The sequence below is a fragment of the Agarilytica rhodophyticola genome, from assembly GCF_002157225.2.
Classification (GTDB): Bacteria; Pseudomonadota; Gammaproteobacteria; order Pseudomonadales; family Cellvibrionaceae; genus Agarilytica; species Agarilytica rhodophyticola.
Window position 1 is genome coordinate 2,778,468 of the sequence record NZ_CP020038.1, and the last position, 18,471, is coordinate 2,796,938.

Annotated in this window: 16 protein-coding genes; 11 read left to right on the forward strand and 5 right to left on the reverse strand. The window is 43.0% G+C overall.

Annotated features, from left to right (window positions below):
* Positions 1-23: 23 nt before the first annotated feature.
* From BVC89_RS11825 to BVC89_RS11835, 3 genes are read right to left on the reverse strand one after another with little or no spacing between them, the layout of a single operon-like run.
* Complete coding sequence (locus tag BVC89_RS11825) at positions 24-692, reverse strand: HAD family hydrolase (RefSeq protein WP_086931382.1); 669 nt, start codon at positions 690-692, stop codon at positions 24-26.
* A 32-nt stretch (positions 693-724) separates the two neighbouring features.
* A complete protein-coding gene (gene ubiG / locus BVC89_RS11830) occupies positions 725-1,438 on the reverse strand; it encodes a bifunctional 2-polyprenyl-6-hydroxyphenol methylase/3-demethylubiquinol 3-O-methyltransferase UbiG (RefSeq protein WP_216825131.1) in 714 nt (237 codons plus the stop codon).
* A 45-nt stretch (positions 1,439-1,483) separates the two neighbouring features.
* Positions 1,484-2,809: a TRZ/ATZ family hydrolase gene (locus BVC89_RS11835; RefSeq protein ID WP_086931384.1), complete on the reverse strand. Its 1,326-nt coding sequence runs from the start codon at positions 2,807-2,809 to the stop codon at positions 1,484-1,486.
* A 372-nt stretch (positions 2,810-3,181) separates the two neighbouring features.
* Here BVC89_RS11835 and gyrA point away from each other — a divergent pair, with 372 nt between their 5' ends.
* From gyrA to lapB, 11 genes are all read left to right on the forward strand, one after another.
* A complete protein-coding gene (gene gyrA / locus BVC89_RS11840; protein ID WP_086931385.1) occupies positions 3,182-5,863 on the forward strand; it encodes a DNA gyrase subunit A in 2,682 nt (893 codons plus the stop codon).
* Positions 5,864-6,124: 261 nt separating this feature from the next.
* On the forward strand, positions 6,125-7,252 hold the full coding sequence (gene pheA, locus BVC89_RS11845) for a prephenate dehydratase (RefSeq protein ID WP_086931386.1): 1,128 nt from the start codon (positions 6,125-6,127) through the stop codon (positions 7,250-7,252).
* Between the two features lie 285 nt (positions 7,253-7,537).
* Positions 7,538-9,781, forward strand: coding sequence for a bifunctional prephenate dehydrogenase/3-phosphoshikimate 1-carboxyvinyltransferase (locus tag BVC89_RS11850; protein ID WP_425428391.1), 2,244 nt, complete (start codon positions 7,538-7,540; stop codon positions 9,779-9,781).
* Positions 9,782-9,910: 129 nt separating this feature from the next.
* The gene (cysD, locus tag BVC89_RS11855; RefSeq protein ID WP_086931388.1) at positions 9,911-10,822 is read left to right on the forward strand and encodes a sulfate adenylyltransferase subunit CysD; all 912 of its coding nucleotides are present in this window, start codon (positions 9,911-9,913) and stop codon (positions 10,820-10,822) included.
* 93 nt (positions 10,823-10,915) lie between these two features.
* On the forward strand, positions 10,916-12,355 hold the full coding sequence (gene cysN, locus BVC89_RS11860; RefSeq protein WP_086931389.1) for a sulfate adenylyltransferase subunit CysN: 1,440 nt from the start codon (positions 10,916-10,918) through the stop codon (positions 12,353-12,355).
* 7 nt (positions 12,356-12,362) lie between these two features.
* Positions 12,363-12,920, forward strand: coding sequence for a porin family protein (locus BVC89_RS11865; RefSeq protein ID WP_086931390.1), 558 nt, complete (start codon positions 12,363-12,365; stop codon positions 12,918-12,920).
* A gap of 236 nt (positions 12,921-13,156) precedes the next feature.
* Positions 13,157-13,507: a ComEA family DNA-binding protein gene (locus BVC89_RS11870; RefSeq protein ID WP_245929382.1), complete on the forward strand. Its 351-nt coding sequence runs from the start codon at positions 13,157-13,159 to the stop codon at positions 13,505-13,507.
* Between the two features lie 343 nt (positions 13,508-13,850).
* The gene (pyrF, locus tag BVC89_RS11875; protein WP_086934602.1) at positions 13,851-14,549 is read left to right on the forward strand and encodes an orotidine-5'-phosphate decarboxylase; all 699 of its coding nucleotides are present in this window, start codon (positions 13,851-13,853) and stop codon (positions 14,547-14,549) included.
* 17 nt (positions 14,550-14,566) lie between these two features.
* Positions 14,567-15,250 carry a (d)CMP kinase gene (cmk, locus tag BVC89_RS11880; RefSeq protein ID WP_086931391.1) on the forward strand — a complete coding sequence of 228 codons (684 nt, stop codon included), beginning with the start codon at positions 14,567-14,569 and terminating at the stop codon, positions 15,248-15,250.
* Complete coding sequence (locus tag BVC89_RS11885) at positions 15,244-15,537, forward strand: lipopolysaccharide assembly protein LapA domain-containing protein (protein ID WP_086931392.1); 294 nt, start codon at positions 15,244-15,246, stop codon at positions 15,535-15,537. Before cmk ends, BVC89_RS11885 begins: the two co-directional genes overlap by 7 nt.
* Positions 15,538-15,539: 2 nt before the next feature.
* Positions 15,540-16,757 (forward strand): lipopolysaccharide assembly protein LapB, encoded by a 1,218-nt coding sequence (lapB, locus tag BVC89_RS11890; protein ID WP_086931393.1) that lies wholly within the window; start codon positions 15,540-15,542, stop codon positions 16,755-16,757.
* A gap of 35 nt (positions 16,758-16,792) precedes the next feature.
* Here lapB and BVC89_RS11895 read toward each other — a convergent pair whose 3' ends face one another.
* Complete coding sequence (locus BVC89_RS11895) at positions 16,793-17,830, reverse strand: hypothetical protein (protein ID WP_086931394.1); 1,038 nt, start codon at positions 17,828-17,830, stop codon at positions 16,793-16,795.
* A 403-nt stretch (positions 17,831-18,233) separates the two neighbouring features.
* Entirely contained in the window at positions 18,234-18,470 is a 237-nt protein-coding gene (locus tag BVC89_RS11900) for a hypothetical protein (protein WP_086931395.1), read from the reverse strand.
* Position 18,471: the final 1 nt, after the last annotated feature.

Here is an 18,471-nt window from a genome sequence, read left to right on the forward strand (position 1 = left end):
TAAGTTTTGGCAGACGCTAACAGTTAGCGTGTGATAAAAGTTTCAATAATAGGCCAAATATCGTGGCCCGTTTCGGCGACATAATCTGCTTGCCATTGATGGGCTGTCTCGCCGTTGGGTATGTAGCCATAATTGACTGCGATAGTTTTCATGCCGGCATTAATACCGGATTGAATATCTCGTTGATGGTCACCGATATAAATAGCTTCATTCACCGCACACTTGGCATGCTGACATGCAAGTTCAAGAGGTTCACCATGAGGTTTGGGGTGGGTAACATGTTCGGGACAGAGTACACAAAGAGGACGACGAGCAAATGTGAAGCGCTCCATTAATGGCGTGGCATAGGCTTCAGGTTTGTTTGTGACAATTCCCCAATCAATATCGGCTTGGTGTAAATTTTCAATTAAAGTCTCTATACCATCAAAAGCTCGCGTATGCGTGCTCAGGTCTTGCAAATAAAAATCTAAAAGCCGTTGCCGTAAGCTTGCCGTCTGAGGATCATCTCGTTCCACATTAAAAGCCAGCTTTAACATCGCATATGCTCCGGCGGAAACCACTTCTCGCACTTGTTGTTCTGTTAAGGGAGCTTGGCTTTCCGATATCAACAAACGGTTTAAAGCATTTGCAAGATCCGGTGCAGTATCCAGAAGTGTACCATCCAGATCAAAAAAAACAGCGCGTAAAGACATAAAGTTACCGTGGTTTCTCTTATTTTTGATTGTTAACAATTGGCTTTTGCATGGACTAAGTAGTTAACATCCACATCATTAGGATTTAAATAAAAACTACGACTTAAAGGGTTGTAGCTAATTCCACTAATATCCATGATTTCTAGCCCTGCATTACGCAGCCACATGCTGAGCTCTGAAGGGCGGATAAAATTTTTGTACTCGTGGGTGCCTTTAGGTAGCAGCTTAAGCAGGTATTCAGCACCCAAAATAGTCATGGCGTAAGATTTGGGGTTGCGATTTATTGTCGAGAAAAAAATATCACCACCAGGCTTGGCTAACTTAGCGCAAGACTCCACAATAGCCTGCGGGTTGGGTACATGTTCCAACATTTCTAAACAAGTCACAATATCAAAGGCGGAGGCTTTTTTTTCAGCAAGCTCTTCGGCCGTACTTTGTTGATAATCGATTTCAAGACCGCTTTCAAGCTTGTGCAAATTAGCAATTTCAAGAGGCGCCTTACCCATATCGATACCGCTTACCAAAGCGCCGCGTTGTGCCATGGCTTCACATAAAATACCGCCGCCACAACCAATATCTAGTAGGCTTTTATCCGCTACTGAAGCTCTTTGGTCGATATAGTTGGAGCGAATTGGGTTGATATCATGCAAGGGCTTAAATTCGCCTTCTGTATCCCACCAGCGATTCGCCATGCGTTCAAACTTTGCGATTTCGTTAGGATCTACGTTTTCTGTGTGTGCTGTCATAATAAAATCCGTCGTCATGATAAAACTTAAGCCATACAGTCTAAGCTAGCGGGCTTTAAGTTTTTGTTGCCATTCTATCGCCTTTATACGAAGAGATTCGATGTCGAGTGTTTGATGCTGCCCATTTTTGAATAGCAGTTCGCCGTTCACCCAAACATGAGATACTTTATGTCCCACTTGGGTGTACACCAATTGGCTAATGGGGGCATACATAGGTTGATGTTCGATGCCCGATAGGTCGATCGCCACTAAGTCAGCTTGTTTATTGACCTCGATAGAGCCGACCAACGTATCGATGGCCATTGCTTTAGCACCATTAATCGTAGCCATTTCCAATGCAGTCATCGCATCAATAGCGGCGGCGTCGTTAGCGGTAATTTTTCCAATTAGGGCAGCACTGCGCATTTCAGCAAACAAATCTAAGTCGTTATTACTCGCTGCGCCATCTGTGCCTAGGCAAACATTAATGCCTGCTTGTATTAATTTTTCAGTTGGACACAGGCCGCTTGCGAGTTTTAAATTCGACTCGGGGCAGTGCACAACATGCGCGCCTGATTGCTGTAAGAGTACAATATCCTCATCATCAACTTGTGTCATGTGAACACATTGAGTGCGCTCTGATAACACCCCTAAGTCATGTAACCTCTGACTTGGCCGACGACCGGTTGATTCTATGGCAGCAGAGACTTCGTAAGCGGTTTCGTGCAAATGAATCTGCACTGGTGCCTGCTTAGCCTTGGCGAATTCGGCGATTTTTTGCAGCGGCTCATCAGCCACTGTATAGGGGGCGTGTGGACCAAAGCCGATATTAATACGCGGCTCGCAAGCATAATCCTCAGCTAATTGAAGTCCTTTACTAATGTATTCATCAGGGCCACTTGCCCACATAGTCGGAAAGTCTAGTACGGGGAAATTTACCTGTGCACGCATACCGGCTTTGTTTGCCTCTGCAGCTGTGTGCTCCGGATAAAAATACATATCGGAAAAGCAGGTAGTGCCAGTAGCAATCATTTCTGCCATAGCCAGTTGCACACCATCAATAATAAATTGCTCCGATACCCACTTCTGCTCTGCCGGCCATATATGTTGCTCAAGCCATTCCATCAAGGGCTTATCATCAGCATAACCGCGCATAAGCGACATAGCTGCGTGACCGTGGGCATTAATTAAGCCTGGGATAATGGCATGTCCTTCAAGGTTTAGATGCTGCTTAGGTTGATAGCTCTTGTGTAATTCACCTGACGGCTCTATGGCGACTATTCGCTCCTGATCAATCGCCACAGAATAATTTTCTAAAACACAATTTCTGGGAACAACAGGAATCACCCAAGAAGCGCTAACGATGAGGTCGATTTCAGTTTTTTGGCTCATAATATGTTCGAATTGTTTTGTTTTTGCTCTTGCTGGTAAGACTGATGAATAAGCGCCAGTATAACGCCAAATTAAAATCTAAAAAGGATAAAGTTAGTGGCCCTATAAACTGCCTATACCACTGATTTTATGGTAGTATTTGGCGTTTTAGTATGCGTATGCAGGCCTTTGGCCTACCCATCACAAAGTTGCTTGTAAAGCAAGCACAATAGCTTGTGTTTGGGATGTACAACTCTGGCGCTTTGACAAAATGATAGGGGCAAAATAACCGAGTGACTTAATTGTCATTCTTGCTACTTTCAACTACTGCTTCGCCGAGCTGTCACAGAACGATAAATCAAAATTACAACGACACAGGAACACCATAGTTGCATGGGTGAGATTGCAAAAGAAATCCTTCCGGTAAGTATCGAAGACGAAATTAAAAAATCCTATCTCGATTACGCCATGAGCGTTATTGTTGGCAGGGCGTTACCCGATGTGCGAGATGGCCTTAAGCCAGTGCACAGACGCGTTTTATACGCTATGAATGAGCTTAACAATGACTGGAATAAACCCTATAAAAAATCTGCCCGTGTGGTTGGAGATGTGATAGGTAAATATCACCCTCACGGCGATTCTGCGGTATACGATACCATCGTCAGGATGGCGCAGCCCTTTTCCATGCGTTACATGCTGGTAGATGGGCAGGGCAACTTCGGTTCTGTCGATGGCGATAGTGCAGCAGCGATGCGATACACCGAAGTGCGTATGGCAAAAATTGCCCACGAGTTGCTCGCGGATCTCGACAAGGAAACCGTTGACTTCATTCCCAACTACGATGATACCGAGCGCATTCCCGATGTCTTGCCTGCGCGCGTTCCTAGTTTATTGGTCAATGGTTCTTCTGGCATCGCGGTGGGAATGGCCACGAATATTCCTCCTCACAATCTCAGTGAGATTGTCAAAGGGTGTATTCATATTATCGATTCCCCCGAGGCTGATATCGACGAGTTGATGGATATCATCCCAGGCCCTGATTTCCCAACGGCCGGCATCATTAATGGTCGGGCCGGTATCTTGCAAGCATATCGTACAGGTCGTGGCCGTCTTTATGTGCGTGCAAAAGCGGAAGTTGTGGTCAACGAAAAAACCAATCGCGAATCTATTATTGTTGATGAACTGCCTTATCAAGTAAATAAAGCACGCTTAATTGAGAAAATAGCAGAGCTAGTCAAGGATAAAAAACTTGAAGGGATTTCAGAAATTCGCGATGAGTCTGATAAAGATGGCTTGCGCATAGCCATCGAGCTTAAGCGCGGTGAAGTGGGCGATGTGGTGCTCAATAATCTTTATGCCCAAACCCAGATGCAAAATGTATTTGGCATCAACATGGTGGCCTTGGTTGATGGCCAACCTAAACTGCTCAACTTAAAACAAATACTCGAGCATTTTATTAAGCACCGCCGAGAAGTTGTTACCAGGCGCACGATTTATTTGCTGCGTAAGGCTCGCGAACGTGGTCATGTTTTAGAAGGCTATGCAGTTGCTATTGCTAATATTGATCATGTTATTGAATTGATTAAAGCCTCATCTACACCGGCAGAAGCAAAAGAGGCGCTTTTATCCCGTGGTTGGGATATGGGCGATATTGCCGAGTTGTTGACGCGCGCAGGCCCAAATGGCTGTAAGCCTGACGATCTGGATGCGAGTTTTGGTGTTAGAGATGACGGAAAATATTATCTGTCTCCTGTGCAAGTACAAGCGATTTTAGAATTACGCTTGCATCGTCTTACTGGCATGGAACACGATAAAATCCTTAAAGAGTATGAAGAGCGTTTAGCGCTTATTCGAGAATATTTAAATATCCTCGGTAATTCAGAGCGTTTGATGGAAGTTATTCGCGAAGAACTTGAAAAAATTCTTGAAGAATATGGCGATGAGCGCCGCACTGAAATTCGTAATTCGCAAGAAGATCTTACTGTTGAAGATCTTATTACTGAAGAAGATCGTGTCGTCACTATTTCTCACGGCGGCTACGCTAAGAGTCAGCCCCTCGATGCCTACCAAGCGCAACGTCGAGGAGGTATGGGTAAGGCGGCAACTTCTGTTAAAGATGAAGATTTTGTCGAGCACTTACTGATTGCTTGTACTCATGACTATATTTTATGTTTTACCAATGCAGGTAAAGTATTTTGGTTGAAGGTGTATCAAATACCTGTTGCTGGAAGACAATCTCGAGGCCGTCCGGTGGTCAATTTATTACCACTGGAAGAGGGTGAGCGTATTACCTCAATGTTGCCTGTGCGTGAATTTGATGAAGACCACTATATCTTTATGGCAACAGCCAACGGCACGGTTAAGAAAACACCACTGACACAATTCTCCCGTCCGCGATCTGTTGGCTTGCGCGCGATTGAATTGGTCGAAGGGGATCATCTGGTGGGTACTACTATTACCGATGGCGAGCAAGATATCGTACTGTTTTCTTCCAATGGCAAGGCGGCGCGTTTTGAGGAGCAGCAAGTGCGTTCCATGGGGCGTGTTTCTCGAGGTGTTCGCGGTATTAAATTACAAGAAGGCCATTCCGTGATTTCGATGGTGGTTCCGGCTGCTAATGGCAAGGTGTTAACCGTTAGTGAGAATGGCTTTGGTAAGCGCACAGATGTCAATGATTTTCCGACCAAAGGACGCGGTTCTCAAGGTGTTATCGCAATGCAAACTAGTGATAGAAATGGCAAGCTAGTGGGGGCAGTGCAAGTGCTCGACGGTGAAGAAATTATGCTTATTTCCGATCAGGGCACATTGGTTCGTACCCGCGTGGATGAAGTTTCTGTTCTGGGGCGCAATACCCAAGGTGTAAGGCTGATTAAAGTGAAAGCAGGGGAGCACATTGTTGGTATTGAGCGCATTGAAGAAAACTTTGATGAAAACCGCAATGGTGAACAAACAACAAGCTCAGAAGATGGCGCAGAAGACGGCAATGGTGCAGTAATTGAAAATCAAGGTGACAATAATGATGGCACAGATGACGTGCCTGATGATGATGTTGCTGATGGACAAGATGATGAGTAATATCTCAAAGGCAGTGTTTGTCACTGCCTTTATTTTCGCACCTATTTTTAGTGCAACTTTTAACGCAATTTAATGTGTTTATCATATGACTTACTTAAGATGATTTTTACTGAGTGTAGGGTTGAGTCGCAAATGATGAGTTGCTTTTTGTAGTACTTAAACAAGCGATTTGGAAAGACATTCAATAAGGATCGTAGTACGTGGTAAAAGTTAGATGCTAAATGGTTAAATGCTTAAAATGGTTAAATGGAAAGCCCCAACATGCCTGATGATTCGCAACAAGCAAAACCAGAGAAAAATGAAGCCCAGCTATTGGCTGAGCTAAGAGATAAAATCGACAACATTGATGCGCAGATAGGAGAGTTAATAAGTGCTCGTGCACAATGTGCTCTCGATGTTGCCACTGTTAAAAGTTCTTTTTCGCAAGAAAAAATGTCGACATTTTATAGACCTGAGCGTGAAGCTCAAGTCCTTCACCGGGCAATGGAGCGCAATCAAGGCCCTTTAAAAAATGAAGAAATGGGGCGTTTATTTCGTGAATTAATGTCCGCCTGTTTGGCCTTGGAAAACCCTATTCGTGTCGCTTATCTAGGCCCTGAGGGCACATTTACTCAAGCGGCAGCTTTAAAACATTTTGGTCACTCTGCTGTTACTGAATCAATGTCGGCCATCGATGCAGTTTTTCGCGAAGTAGCTTCCGGTGCTGTTCACTACGGTGTAGTGCCGGTAGAAAATTCTACAGAAGGGGTTGTCACCCACACTCTGGATAATTTTATAGATAGCAATGCGAAAATCTGTGGTGAAGTGGTGCTGCGAATTCATCAGCATTTATTAGTGTCTGATGTGACTAAACTAGAAAATATTACTCGCATTTACTCTCATTCTCAGTCGTTGGCACAATGTCGCAAATGGTTGGACGAACATTACCCTAATGCAGAGCGTATTGCTGTGAGCAGTAATTCCGAAGCGGCTAAACGTATAAAAGGCGAATGGAATTCTGCAGCTATTGCTGGTGAAATTGCGGCCAATGTTTATGGACTTACCAGTCATTCAAAAAATATCGAAGATCGTCCAGATAATTCAACACGCTTTTTAATTATTGGGCGTGATGACGTGGGTGCAAGTGGCGATGATAAAACTTCGATTGTTGTCTCCACTAAGAATGAGCCTGGCGCACTTCATAATTTGCTTGAGCCATTTCATACATATAATGTTGATCTTACCCGCGTAGAGACTCGACCCTCTGCATCAGGTACATGGAATTATGTGTTTTTCATTGACATGTACGGACACGTGAGCAACGAGAACATTGCTTCTGCTTTAAGTCAAATTAGAGAACGAGTGGCGGATTTAAAAATTCTCGGCTCTTACCCTATTGGTGTTCTTTAGTATGTTCTTGTCATGCATGAAATAAGCGCAGGATGCGCTTTCTCACATAGAGCGCTTTTTTAAATAGCCTGTTTTTTTTGAGTAGGCATTAGTCAATAAATTTTGTTAATGACTGCCTGTTATAGCGTTGATTATTTATTGTGATTAATTACATTGGCGTTTCTATATACTTCTAGATGAGGATATGAAGTATCTTTTATGCGTGTTTATGATATAAAGTATCATTTTGTGTTGAGATACTATTAACAATTAAATTTTTAAATACTCTGGGCGTATGCCGATAACATAATGCTTATTAAAAAACTAGTTGTCGTTGGAATCGGCTTAATTGGCGGCAGCTTAGCAGCTGCACTGAGAAAACGAGGGCAATGTGAAGAAATCATCGGTATTGCTCAAACTCAAGAGACCTGCTCACGGGCTGAGGAGCGAGGCGTTGTCGATAGAGCCTACACTCAAATAAGTGATATTTGCCATGAGTTAGGCGAAGATGACCTCGTTTTTATTGCTGTTCCAACGCTTGCCATTAAGTCTGTTCTGATACAAATCAAATCCTGTGTTGCTGATAATGTGACCATTACTGATGGCGCCAGTGTTAAAGGTAGTGTTTATCGAGATGTACTGGATGTCTTCGGGGCTGAACCTGTTAATGTCGTACTTGGACATCCTATTGCCGGTGGAGAAAAGAGCGGAGTCGATGCTGCTGATGCGAGCCTGTATGAGAATCACCGTGTTATTTTGACGCCCTTTAAGGATTATGCTTCCGACGAGGTAGCTCGTCGACACGTAACGAAAGTTCGTAATGTATGGCAAGCGGTTGATGCTAACGTTATAGAGATGGATATCGATCAGCATGATGTTATTTTGGCTGCCACTAGCCACTTGCCCCATGTTATTGCCTTTTCTTTGGTAGATACCTTAGCCAATGACACTCATAACGAAAATATCTTTCGCTATGCCGCGGGAGGTTTTAGGGACTTCACTCGTATCGCTTCTAGTGATGCTGTGATGTGGCGAGATATTATGCTAGCCAACAAGGAGGCTATCCTAAGTTCTATCGACCTTTTTAGTAGGAATTTAAGTCGTTTAAAAACCACTATTGAAAATGAAGATGCAACACAACTTACCGGAGTGTTTACTCGTGCGAAAGCAGCGCGTGATCGCTTCACTCTCATGTTAATGAATCAATCATACAGCTCAAAAATGAAAAATATAGAAGAAAAACAGATTACCTATAAAGTATCTCCAGGCGGAAATGCCCGCGGTACGATACGTGTTCCAGGGGATAAGTCTATCTCTCATCGGTCTATCATGTTGGGCTCTTTAGCAGAGGGTGTCACCAACATTCAAGGCTTTCTTGAAGGTGAAGATGCATTGGCAACCTTGCAAACTTTTCGTGACCTGGGTGTTGTTATTGAGGGCCCTGACAATGGTCGTGTTACCGTTCACGGTGTGGGTTTGCATGGCCTTAAAGCACCTTCAAGTGCGCTATATGTTGGCAACTCCGGGACATCAATGCGCCTTTTATCCGGGCTTCTCGCCGGTCAAACTTTTGATTCCACCTTAACCGGCGACGAGTCGCTCTCGAAACGACCAATGAATCGTGTTGCCAACCCCTTGCGTGATATGGGAGCAAGTATCGAAACCGATGAGTCAGGTCGACCACCGGTAAAAATAGCCGGTGGGCAAAAACTTCATGGTATTAATTATGTCCTGCCCATGGCCAGCGCTCAGGTTAAATCATGCTTGCTACTGGCTGGTTTGTATGCCGAGGGTGAAACCACTGTCACTGAGCCTGCACCTACCCGCGATCATACTGAAAGAATGTTGCAGGGGTTTGGCTATCAGCTCAAAAGGGAAGGCAGTACTGTGTCCTTGCAGTCAGGAGGTACACTAAAAGCGTGCGATATCGAGGTTCCTGCGGATATCTCTTCAGCCACATTCTTCATGGTAGCTGCTGCTATTACTCCTGACTCAGATATCACTCTGACTCACGTGGGCATTAATCCGACGCGTATTGGAGTAATCAATATCCTACGCCTCATGGGGGCTGATATAGAGTTGCAAAATCAGCGTGAAGTAGGTGGTGAGCCTGTTGCCGATATCCGCATTCGTTATGCGCCGCTTCAAGGTGTCGAGATTCCAGAAGAACAAGTGCCACTGGCGATCGATGAGTTCCCGGCCATTTTTGTTGCCGCAGCCTGCGCTGATGGTGTTACGGTATTGACCGGAGCGGAAGAACTTAGAGTAAAAGAAACGGATCGTATTCAAGCTATGGCCGAAGGCCTTAGCACCTTAGGCATTTCTTGCGAGCCTACTGCCGATGGCGCAGTGATCCACGGTGGTGAAATTCTTGGTGGAGAAGTTGAAAGCTTCGGTGATCACCGTATTGCTATGTCATTTACTATCGCTGCTCTAAGGGCCACGGGTGAGATTACAGTTAAAAACTGCGCCAACGTAGCTACCTCGTTCCCTAACTTCACAGATCTTGCAGGCCAAATTGGCATAAGCTTAGACGTTATTGATGTTTAAGTTTTATAGTTGAAATCGCTATACTTCAGCCCGCGTAAGACGTTTTAGGTCTTACTGCGGGCGCATCACATCTTTTTATAAAGCCCGAAATCATATTCTTTTCCATAATCCTTAGGTGTTAAAAATCCAATGGCATCAAATTACACAATGACCCACCTTAAGCAATTAGAAGCCGAGAGTATTCATATTATTCGTGAAGTAGCGGCTGAATTTGACAATCCAGTCATGCTTTATTCCGTTGGGAAAGACTCCGCAGTAATGTTACATCTTGCTCTAAAAGCATTTGCGCCGGGTAAGTTGCCATTCCCTTTGATGCATGTGGATACCACATGGAAGTTTAAAGAGATGATTACCTTTCGAGACCAGATGGCAAAAGATAAAGGCTTTGACCTTATCGTTCATAAGAACCAAGAAGGTATCGACATGGGAGTTGGCCCTTTCACCCATGGCAGTGCCAAGCATACTGACATTATGAAAACCCAGGCACTTAAACAGGCACTCAATAAATACGGTTTTGATGCAGCCTTTGGTGGTGCCCGTCGCGATGAAGAAAAGTCGCGAGCGAAAGAAAGAGTGTATTCTTTTCGTGATAAAAATCATCGATGGGATCCGAAAAGTCAGCGTCCAGAGTTGTGGAATATATACAACGGTAAAGTGGATAAAGGTGAAAGTATTCGAGTTTTTCCTCTCTCTAACTGGACCGAATTAGATATTTGGCAATATATTCACCTGGAGAGTATACCCATTGTTCCTTTATATTTTGCTGCACCGCGACCCGTGGTGGAGCGTGATGGTGTGATGATTATGGTAGATGATGACCGTATGCCCCTTACTGAGGAGGATGTGGTTGAAGATAAGATGGTGAGGTTTAGAACACTTGGTTGTTATCCCTTAACGGGTGCCGTCGATTCGAATGCGACTACTTTGCCAGAAATTATTCAAGAGATGTTGTTGACTAAAACATCGGAACGTCAGGGTAGGGTTATCGATCACGATAGCTCAGGTTCTATGGAGAAGAAAAAGCAAGAAGGTTACTTTTAAGTTATCACTGTTTTTTTTAACAACCCTAAAACATCCACATATTCTTTAGTATAGCGAGCAGTGTTGTGCTCGGTTGAGAGAGCGAGAAAAATAATGTCTCACCAATCAGACTTAATAGAAACTGATATCGATGAATATCTTAAGCAACATGAACGAAAAGAGTTATTACGTTTTCTTACCTGCGGCAGTGTTGACGATGGCAAATCCACCTTAATTGGCCGTTTACTCCACGATTCCAAAATGATCTACGAAGATCAACTGGAAGCGGTTAAGTCTGATACTACTAAGCATGGTACCACAGGTGAAAAAGTAGACTTGGCGCTACTGGTTGATGGTTTGCAAGCAGAGCGAGAGCAGGGCATAACCATCGATGTGGCGTATCGTTATTTTTCTACTACCAAGCGTAAATTTATCATTGCTGATACCCCAGGACATGAGCAATATACGCGCAATATGGCAACCGGAGCTTCTACTTGTGACTTGGCAGTCATTCTTATCGACGCACGTTACGGTGTGCAGGTACAAACCCGTCGCCATAGTTATATCGCTTCATTGTTGGGAATTAAGCATCTTGTGGTCGCCATTAATAAAATGGATTTAGTAGACTTTAAAGAAGACACCTTCGATAAGATTAAAAACGATTATGCCGAGTTGTTGCGAACTCTTAACCACAAGGGTGAGGCTTATTATGTTCCCATGTCTGCTCTAGATGGCGACAATGTGGTTAACCGAAGCGAAAATACCCCTTGGTATGACGGCCAGTCTTTGATGGAAATTTTAGAGACGGTGAAAATCTCCGACGATAAAAATCTCACTGATTTCCGTTTTTCTGTGCAGTATGTTAATCGGCCCCATCTAAATTTTCGCGGCTTTTGTGGCACCGTAGCGTCTGGTCTTGTTAAGGTGGGAGATGAAATAAAAGTCCTTCCGTCTGAAAAAACCAGCCGCGTTAAATCCATCGAAACCTATGATGGGCAGCTACAGGAGGCTTTTCCTGGGCAGGCGATCACCCTAACATTGGAAGATGAAGTTGATATTAGCCGCGGCGATATGATTGTTCATCAACAGGCTGAAGTGAGTTTTTCTAAACATATCAAGGCTCACATGGTATGGATGTCAGAAACACCTTTGCAAACAAGCAAGCAGTACTGGTTTAAATTTGCCAGTAAAACAACACCGGGAGTGGTACAAAAGATCGACCATAGAGTGGATGTTAACACTTTTGAGAAACAAGCGGCTGATCAGGCGGAGCTTAATGACATTGATGTGGTAGAGCTTGAGCTTGAGCAGCAAGTAGTGGTTGACCCTTATCGCAGTAACAGGGAAACTGGGGCATTTATTGTTATTGATCGTATCAGTAATATTACCGTGGCCGCCGGAATGGTTGAGCAGGTACTCGAGCGGAGGGAAATGGATGAAAGCGACACAACGCACAGCGATTTCTCGGCGTTTGAATTAGAATTAAACGCTTTGATACGTAAGCATTTCCCTCATTGGGAAAGTAAAGATTTGAGTCAGATCATTAAAAAGTAAGTGGAATATGAAGAGATTTTTGATTGCCATACTGAGTATTTTTGTTGTTACCAATGTTTATGCATCTAAAGATAAAGGCGTTTATGTTGGCGGAGGCATCACCATTATCAACGTAGGCATTCAAGATCCATTTAGCAAGGATGTAAACTTTAAAGCGGGAGAAATTATTCTCGGCTACAAATACAATAGCTATTTAGGTATAGAAGTACGTGGGGGTGGTAGTCTTAGCGATGAGCGTATTGCCCTGACTAATACTACCCGCTCTAGAGACTCGGCCGAATCTGATATCGAAAACTATGCTAGTGTTTACTACCGAGCGGAACTCTCCAACGAAATTGCCAAATTGTATTTACTATTAGGGCAATCCACTATCTCTACCCGTGTGCGCTTTGAAGATGGCACTACTCCTGCGTTTGAGGCCAGTGAATCGGGGTGGTCTTATGGCGCAGGTTTTGGTCTCTGGTTAGATGAGCGTATGAACTTAAATTTTGAGGTAAAGACTTTGGTTGATACCGAGAATGATTCTTTTACCAGTGTTGGTATTAATGCTGATTATCGCTTCTAGCTGATTTTCATCAGGCTTATTTTACTTTAATAATAAAGAGATCCTGCCAAGACTTCTTTTCAGTAGGAGTGAGGGTTTATTCATTTGATCGAATATTGCTCTTTTTGTGTAAGATATGTCCTACGCGGATTATGGTGATATTCCTCTGTCGCCTTTTTCAACGCAAGGTTATTATAGCTCCTGTCTTCACATGGTGTGACAGACGTTTTTGTAACTATCTTCAAAGGAAATGAAACATGAAAAATATCACTAAAACTCTTCATCAACGTATTAAAAACAATCTATTTCCAGCACTAGTAACACTTGCATTAGGCTCCGCCGTAGCTGTTTCTCCGCTGGCAATGGCGCAAGAAAATATGAGCAAGGCACCACAAGTGGCTGCCGAGCAGGTGATTACCTTAGTTAATATTAATCAAGCCAGCATTGAGGATTTGATGAGCCTAAAAGGAATTGGCGAGAAGAAAGCTGCTGCAATTGTTGAGTATCGCAACAATCATGGAAGTTTTGCAGATATTGACGAGCTTACGGAGGTTAAAGGCATTGGTGAAGCTATTTTGAATAAAAATAGAGAGTTAATTAGTCTGTAGTATACTCGTTTGCGAACTATTGTAAGGCCCTGAAAAATTTATCCTGAAATTTTTCAGGGGCTCAAGGTAGGCGTATGCAGGCAAAACTCAGATAATGAATCAAAGCAAAATTAGCGGTACTAATATGCAATTTAGCTAGAATTTTTAGTTTTTATGCAGATCTTTTGAGTCATCGGCACTCCACCCTAGTTTGCAAAATGGTTTATGCCAATGCTTTTGCTTTGGTGTAGAATAATAGCCAACATTACATCGATATTGCCTGATCTGGAGAGTATTTTTTGTGCATAAGTCGACCTCTTCACCACATCCATCCCCCTCTCGCTCAAAAACTGCTGACTCTCAAATGTCAGACCCAAAAATAATAGTTGCTTTGGATTTTGATCATCGAGATGCCTGCATCGATTTGGTTAAACAATTAGATCCTTCTCTCTGCCGCCTAAAAGTAGGTAAAGAAATGTTTACCTTATTTGGGCCTAGTTTAATCGACGAGTTGCACCATTATGGTTTTCACGTTTTTCTAGATCTTAAATTTCACGATATTCCTAATACGGTAAATAAAGCGATTTCGGCTGCAGCTTCGATGGGGGTGTGGATGGTCAATGTCCACGCATCAGGTGGTATCGCTATGATGGAAGCTGCCAAGGAAGCTCTTGCATCCTACCAGCAAGCACCATTATTGATCGCTGTTACTGTCCTGACGAGCATGAATGATCAGGACTTACAAGCTATTGGTATTGTCGATAATGCTCAGAACCAAGTGCTTAAGTTAGCGGCATTAGCTGCAGATTGTGAACTGGATGGTGTTGTTTGCTCGGCACTTGAAGCGAATCGGATTAAACATCACTGTGGTGATTCTTTTTCCTGTATCACACCAGGTATTAGGCCCTTAGGGAGCGACCGTGGTGACCAACAGCGTATTATGACCCCGGAAAAAGCTTTACAAAATGGTAGCGACTACTTGGTCATTGGACGTCCTATTACACAAGCGACATCGCCAATCGATGCGGTTAAAAATATTACGCAAGCAATTAATCGTTTATAGAGGATGACAAGTTTTTAATGATACCGGTAGTTACAATTGATGGCCCAAGCGGCGCAGGTAAAGGCACGGTGTGCCGACGTGTTGCCAATAAAACAGGCTTTTTACTACTCGATAGCGGAGCACTTTATCGCTTAACTGCACTGGCCTGTATCAATCACAATATAGATCTTGCTGATCAGCCGGCAGTGGCTATGTGTGCACAACAACTGGATGTGCAATTTAATGTCAGTGGTGATAGCACTTCAATTATATTAGAAGGCAGTGATGTGTCGAAAGCTATTCGCACTGAAAATGTGGGAATGGTTGCGTCCAAAGTAGCCGCTTATCCTAAAGTGCGTGAGGCTTTGTTGCAGCGACAAAGGGATTTTTGCCTGGCGCCGGGCTTGGTCGCCGATGGTCGTGATATGGGGACAGTGGTATTCCCTAATGCAGGTGTCAAAATATTTCTAACTGCGAGCGCTCACGAGCGAGCGCAACGTCGTTGTAAACAATTGCTTGAGCTTGGCCAGACGCCAGATTTCGCATCGGTACTTGCGGATATCGAAGCGCGAGATAAGAACGATCGCTCGCGTAAGAGTGCACCGCTAGTGCCAGCTGAAGATGCAATTGAAGTGGATTCCACAAACATGACAATCGATGAAGTGACGACTTTTATTCTGGCCGAAATTGAAAAAAAATATACTGGAAAAACCTCATGTTAAAATGGTCGAAACGTATTGTTTTATCGCTTTGGCTTTGCCTTATGTTGGTCGTTGGGTTTTGGATTTTTGCCGAAAACCCTGGCAAAGTGAATGCTTCATTTATTATTTTTGCATTTAAAGATTTGGCCCTTGGGCACCTGATGTGTGGAATGTTATTGCTAGGTGCATTACTGGGTTGGTTAACAAGTACGATTATGTTCGGTAGTAAAAGCTATGGTCATAAGCGTCGTTATAAAAAAGCGAGTAAAGAAGTTGAAAAACTTAAGAGCTTGCAGGAACAAACTTAGTAATGATCAGCATTTGGCTGCTGATTGTTATTGTATTGGTAGCGACGGGCCTTATTTTAAGCCGTAGTTTTTTTTTAGGTCGTAATGAAGATAGAAAAATTTTTCTATCTTCACAATCTCCTTGGGTGCAAGAGCGTTACATTGAAGGACTCACATATCTACTTAATGAGCAGGCGGATGAAGCGGTAGATCATTTTATTTCGCACATGGCAGTTAATGCCGATACTCTTGAAGTGCACCTTTCCCTTGGCAATCTTTTGCGCAAAAAGGGCGAGATAGCCCGAGCGGTCAAGGTGCACCAAAACCTACTTTCTCACCCTAATCTCGTTCAACAACAATTACACTTTGTGCAATTTGAATTGGCAAAAGACTATATTTCTTCTGGCCTACTTGATCGTGCGGAAATTTTGTTATGTGAGCTAAATGAGCAGGGAGGGATTAGTCTTGAATTACGGCAATCAGTGCTCATTGCCCTTGTGGAAATATACCAAGATACTCTCGAGTGGCTTAAGGCTATCGATATAGCGGATCAATTAACTACAAATAAGTTTTCTAGTCGACTTGATCAATGGAAACAAGCTCAAGCACACTATTGTTGTGAGCTTGCCGAGCAGGCGAGGAATGCAAAAGATTGGCTACAAACACGTAAATGGATTAATGCAGCGCTGCGCTACAACAAAAACTGCGTTCGCGCTAGCTTATTGCAAGCGCAACTCAATATGGATGACAACAATTATACTGCTGCAATCGTATCTCTTAAAAAAATTGCTACACAGAATCCGCACTTTGCTTCGGAAATGATTCAGCCTTTATGCGAGTGTTATCAACAATTAAATTCGCCTGTCGAATTAAAAAAAGAGTTGTTAATTTATCTTGAAAATCATCAGGATTTATCTGCACTCAATTGTTTAGCAGAGTCCATGGTTAAGCATGAAGGATATAAAGAGTTTATACAACTATTAGCGGATATAATTCCGCGCTTTGTTGATGTAGATGCTGCTCAGCAGTTGGTAGAAGTTATTACTAATGAAGAAAATAAAATGAACAGTCTATATCTTCATTTTAAGCCCGTGTTGGATACCTTATTAAAACCTGTGAAAAAGTATCAATGTTCAAAATGTGGGTTTGATGGAAGTTATGTTCATTGGTTGTGCCCATCATGCAAAAGTTGGGAAAGCATATATCTATTGGTGGCAGATACAGAAAAAATTCAGAGCTAAGGTTTGGTTCAGCCTATTCAGACCTCATACTTTCACTACTCTATACAAGTAACGCATGAGACAAGGACGTGTCGACCGGTATGCTCGCTGCGAATAGGGCGCGGATGTTTGTCTCGTATGGACATCGATTTATAAAGAATATTCTCTTTTAATATGGTTAAGCGTTCATGCTCGGCTGGATATAGGTACTTGCCCATACCTCCCTGAGCAATAAATGCGTGAGTATCTTTAACAATCGTTTGTACATGTAATAATTCATGAAGTAAGGCGTCGGCGGGTGACGCTACGCAAAAAGGCTTTTTATGGGAGCACTTATCGTAAAACTTAAGTTTTGCTGCGGATCTTGGATCGAAGTAAACCACCACATCCTCAATTTTAAGCTGCGAGCCATTGACGTCTGTTTGAAAGGTATACGGCGCATATCTCAATTGCCAGTCTTCGTTTTCAATAGACTTTATCAATGAAACTGCTTCAGGGTGTCTTGCATAATAAGCCGCAAGCTCTTGAATATCTCCGACCATTGACTTAGGATCATCTTCCTGAGGTACTAAATGAGTTAGCAAAATATTATTGATATCGTCGATCGTGGTTTTATCCGCATATAGTTCTACCCTTTCATCTCCTTGTAGTCGCTGGTTGGATATGGTTTGCTCTTCAAGTTCATAGGGGTTGTTAATGGAAAATAGATTGAGTGTTGTGGTTTCTTGTGGCTCTTTTTGTTCCTGTTGCTTTTGTTCCTCTTGTTGCTGGGCCATTGCCAGATCGGTATTAACACTGAGAGCCAAGAATATCATGGGTAGGAGCTTTTTTCTTCTGCCATGGGTTTTGTTCTGGTTCTCAATACGACGATCAGCTTTTAGTTTTATTCTGTGTTTGCTGGCAAACCGCTGCAGTCTGGCAAAGTACACAGGATCTTTTTGTTCTAAGTCCGGTGCATGAATATAATGCCTTTCCTGTTCAATAACACAGGTATGTAGGGGGTGTATGGAGAGTTGGGATTTATTTTCCTCTTTGCTGGCAAATAAGGTATCACATGTATTAGTCCAAATATCCAATGTGGTATTTTTTTTCATTTTCCCGGCGCTCGCTACATCATGCCTTTCAAAGGTTCCACCTCTGATACTTTAGGGGTGACCTCTACCCATTATTAAGAATAGCAGTTGTCATTGGAAACAACGGATGTTTTAGTTTGGGATATATCTGTTATTTGGATTTTAAGTTATAAGTGGCGGTTATAACTCGATAGCTGTATAGAACAGAAGAAGACATTCTCGATAGCAAGAATTGGCCGGGATACGCTATAGGAGTAATATCAGTCAATCAGGAGCATAAAACTCTAGAAGCTATTTCATATCTGCTGCACTCGCCGATGCTGCGCTAAAAATACCATCAAAATGCTCATTTACTTCATATATATTTCGTTCTTTCGGTTATTTTTCTTTGTCTCGCTGGCGTTCGCCAGCTATGAAACAGAATCTAAGGACTTGTTGGTTCCTTTGGGGTTACGGGCTCAAAGAAATCGCCAAAAAGACTGTGCAAGGTAAGTTTTTGCTGGTTATCTTTAGTTTTAGAGGTATCTTGCCAGGGGACAACATATAAGATTTTAGGTAATTCAGTATTACCTTTAATGGTTGTCGTTTCCAGTTCTATCCTATCTTGTGCAAAGGCCGATGACGAAATAAATAATACAAGTAATATTAGCTTGGTATACATA

Coding starts and splice junctions, on each gene's coding strand:
- BVC89_RS11825 (WP_086931382.1), bottom strand. CDS start 692: ATGTCTTTACGCGCTGTTTTTTTTGATCTGGATGGTACACTTCTGGAT.
- ubiG (WP_216825131.1), bottom strand. CDS start 1,438: ATGACAGCACACACAGAAAACGTAGATCCTAACGAAATCGCAAAGTTT.
- BVC89_RS11835 (WP_086931384.1), bottom strand. CDS start 2,809: ATGAGCCAAAAAACTGAAATCGACCTCATCGTTAGCGCTTCTTGGGTG.
- gyrA (WP_086931385.1), top strand. CDS start 3,182: ATGGGTGAGATTGCAAAAGAAATCCTTCCGGTAAGTATCGAAGACGAA.
- pheA (WP_086931386.1), top strand. CDS start 6,125: ATGCCTGATGATTCGCAACAAGCAAAACCAGAGAAAAATGAAGCCCAG.
- cysD (WP_086931388.1), top strand. CDS start 9,911: ATGGCATCAAATTACACAATGACCCACCTTAAGCAATTAGAAGCCGAG.
- cysN (WP_086931389.1), top strand. CDS start 10,916: ATGTCTCACCAATCAGACTTAATAGAAACTGATATCGATGAATATCTT.
- BVC89_RS11865 (WP_086931390.1), top strand. CDS start 12,363: ATGAAGAGATTTTTGATTGCCATACTGAGTATTTTTGTTGTTACCAAT.
- BVC89_RS11870 (WP_245929382.1), top strand. CDS start 13,157: ATGAAAAATATCACTAAAACTCTTCATCAACGTATTAAAAACAATCTA.
- pyrF (WP_086934602.1), top strand. CDS start 13,851: ATGTCAGACCCAAAAATAATAGTTGCTTTGGATTTTGATCATCGAGAT.
- cmk (WP_086931391.1), top strand. CDS start 14,567: ATGATACCGGTAGTTACAATTGATGGCCCAAGCGGCGCAGGTAAAGGC.
- BVC89_RS11885 (WP_086931392.1), top strand. CDS start 15,244: ATGTTAAAATGGTCGAAACGTATTGTTTTATCGCTTTGGCTTTGCCTT.
- lapB (WP_086931393.1), top strand. CDS start 15,540: ATGATCAGCATTTGGCTGCTGATTGTTATTGTATTGGTAGCGACGGGC.
- BVC89_RS11895 (WP_086931394.1), bottom strand. CDS start 17,830: ATGAAAAAAAATACCACATTGGATATTTGGACTAATACATGTGATACC.
- BVC89_RS11900 (WP_086931395.1), bottom strand. CDS start 18,470: ATGTATACCAAGCTAATATTACTTGTATTATTTATTTCGTCATCGGCC.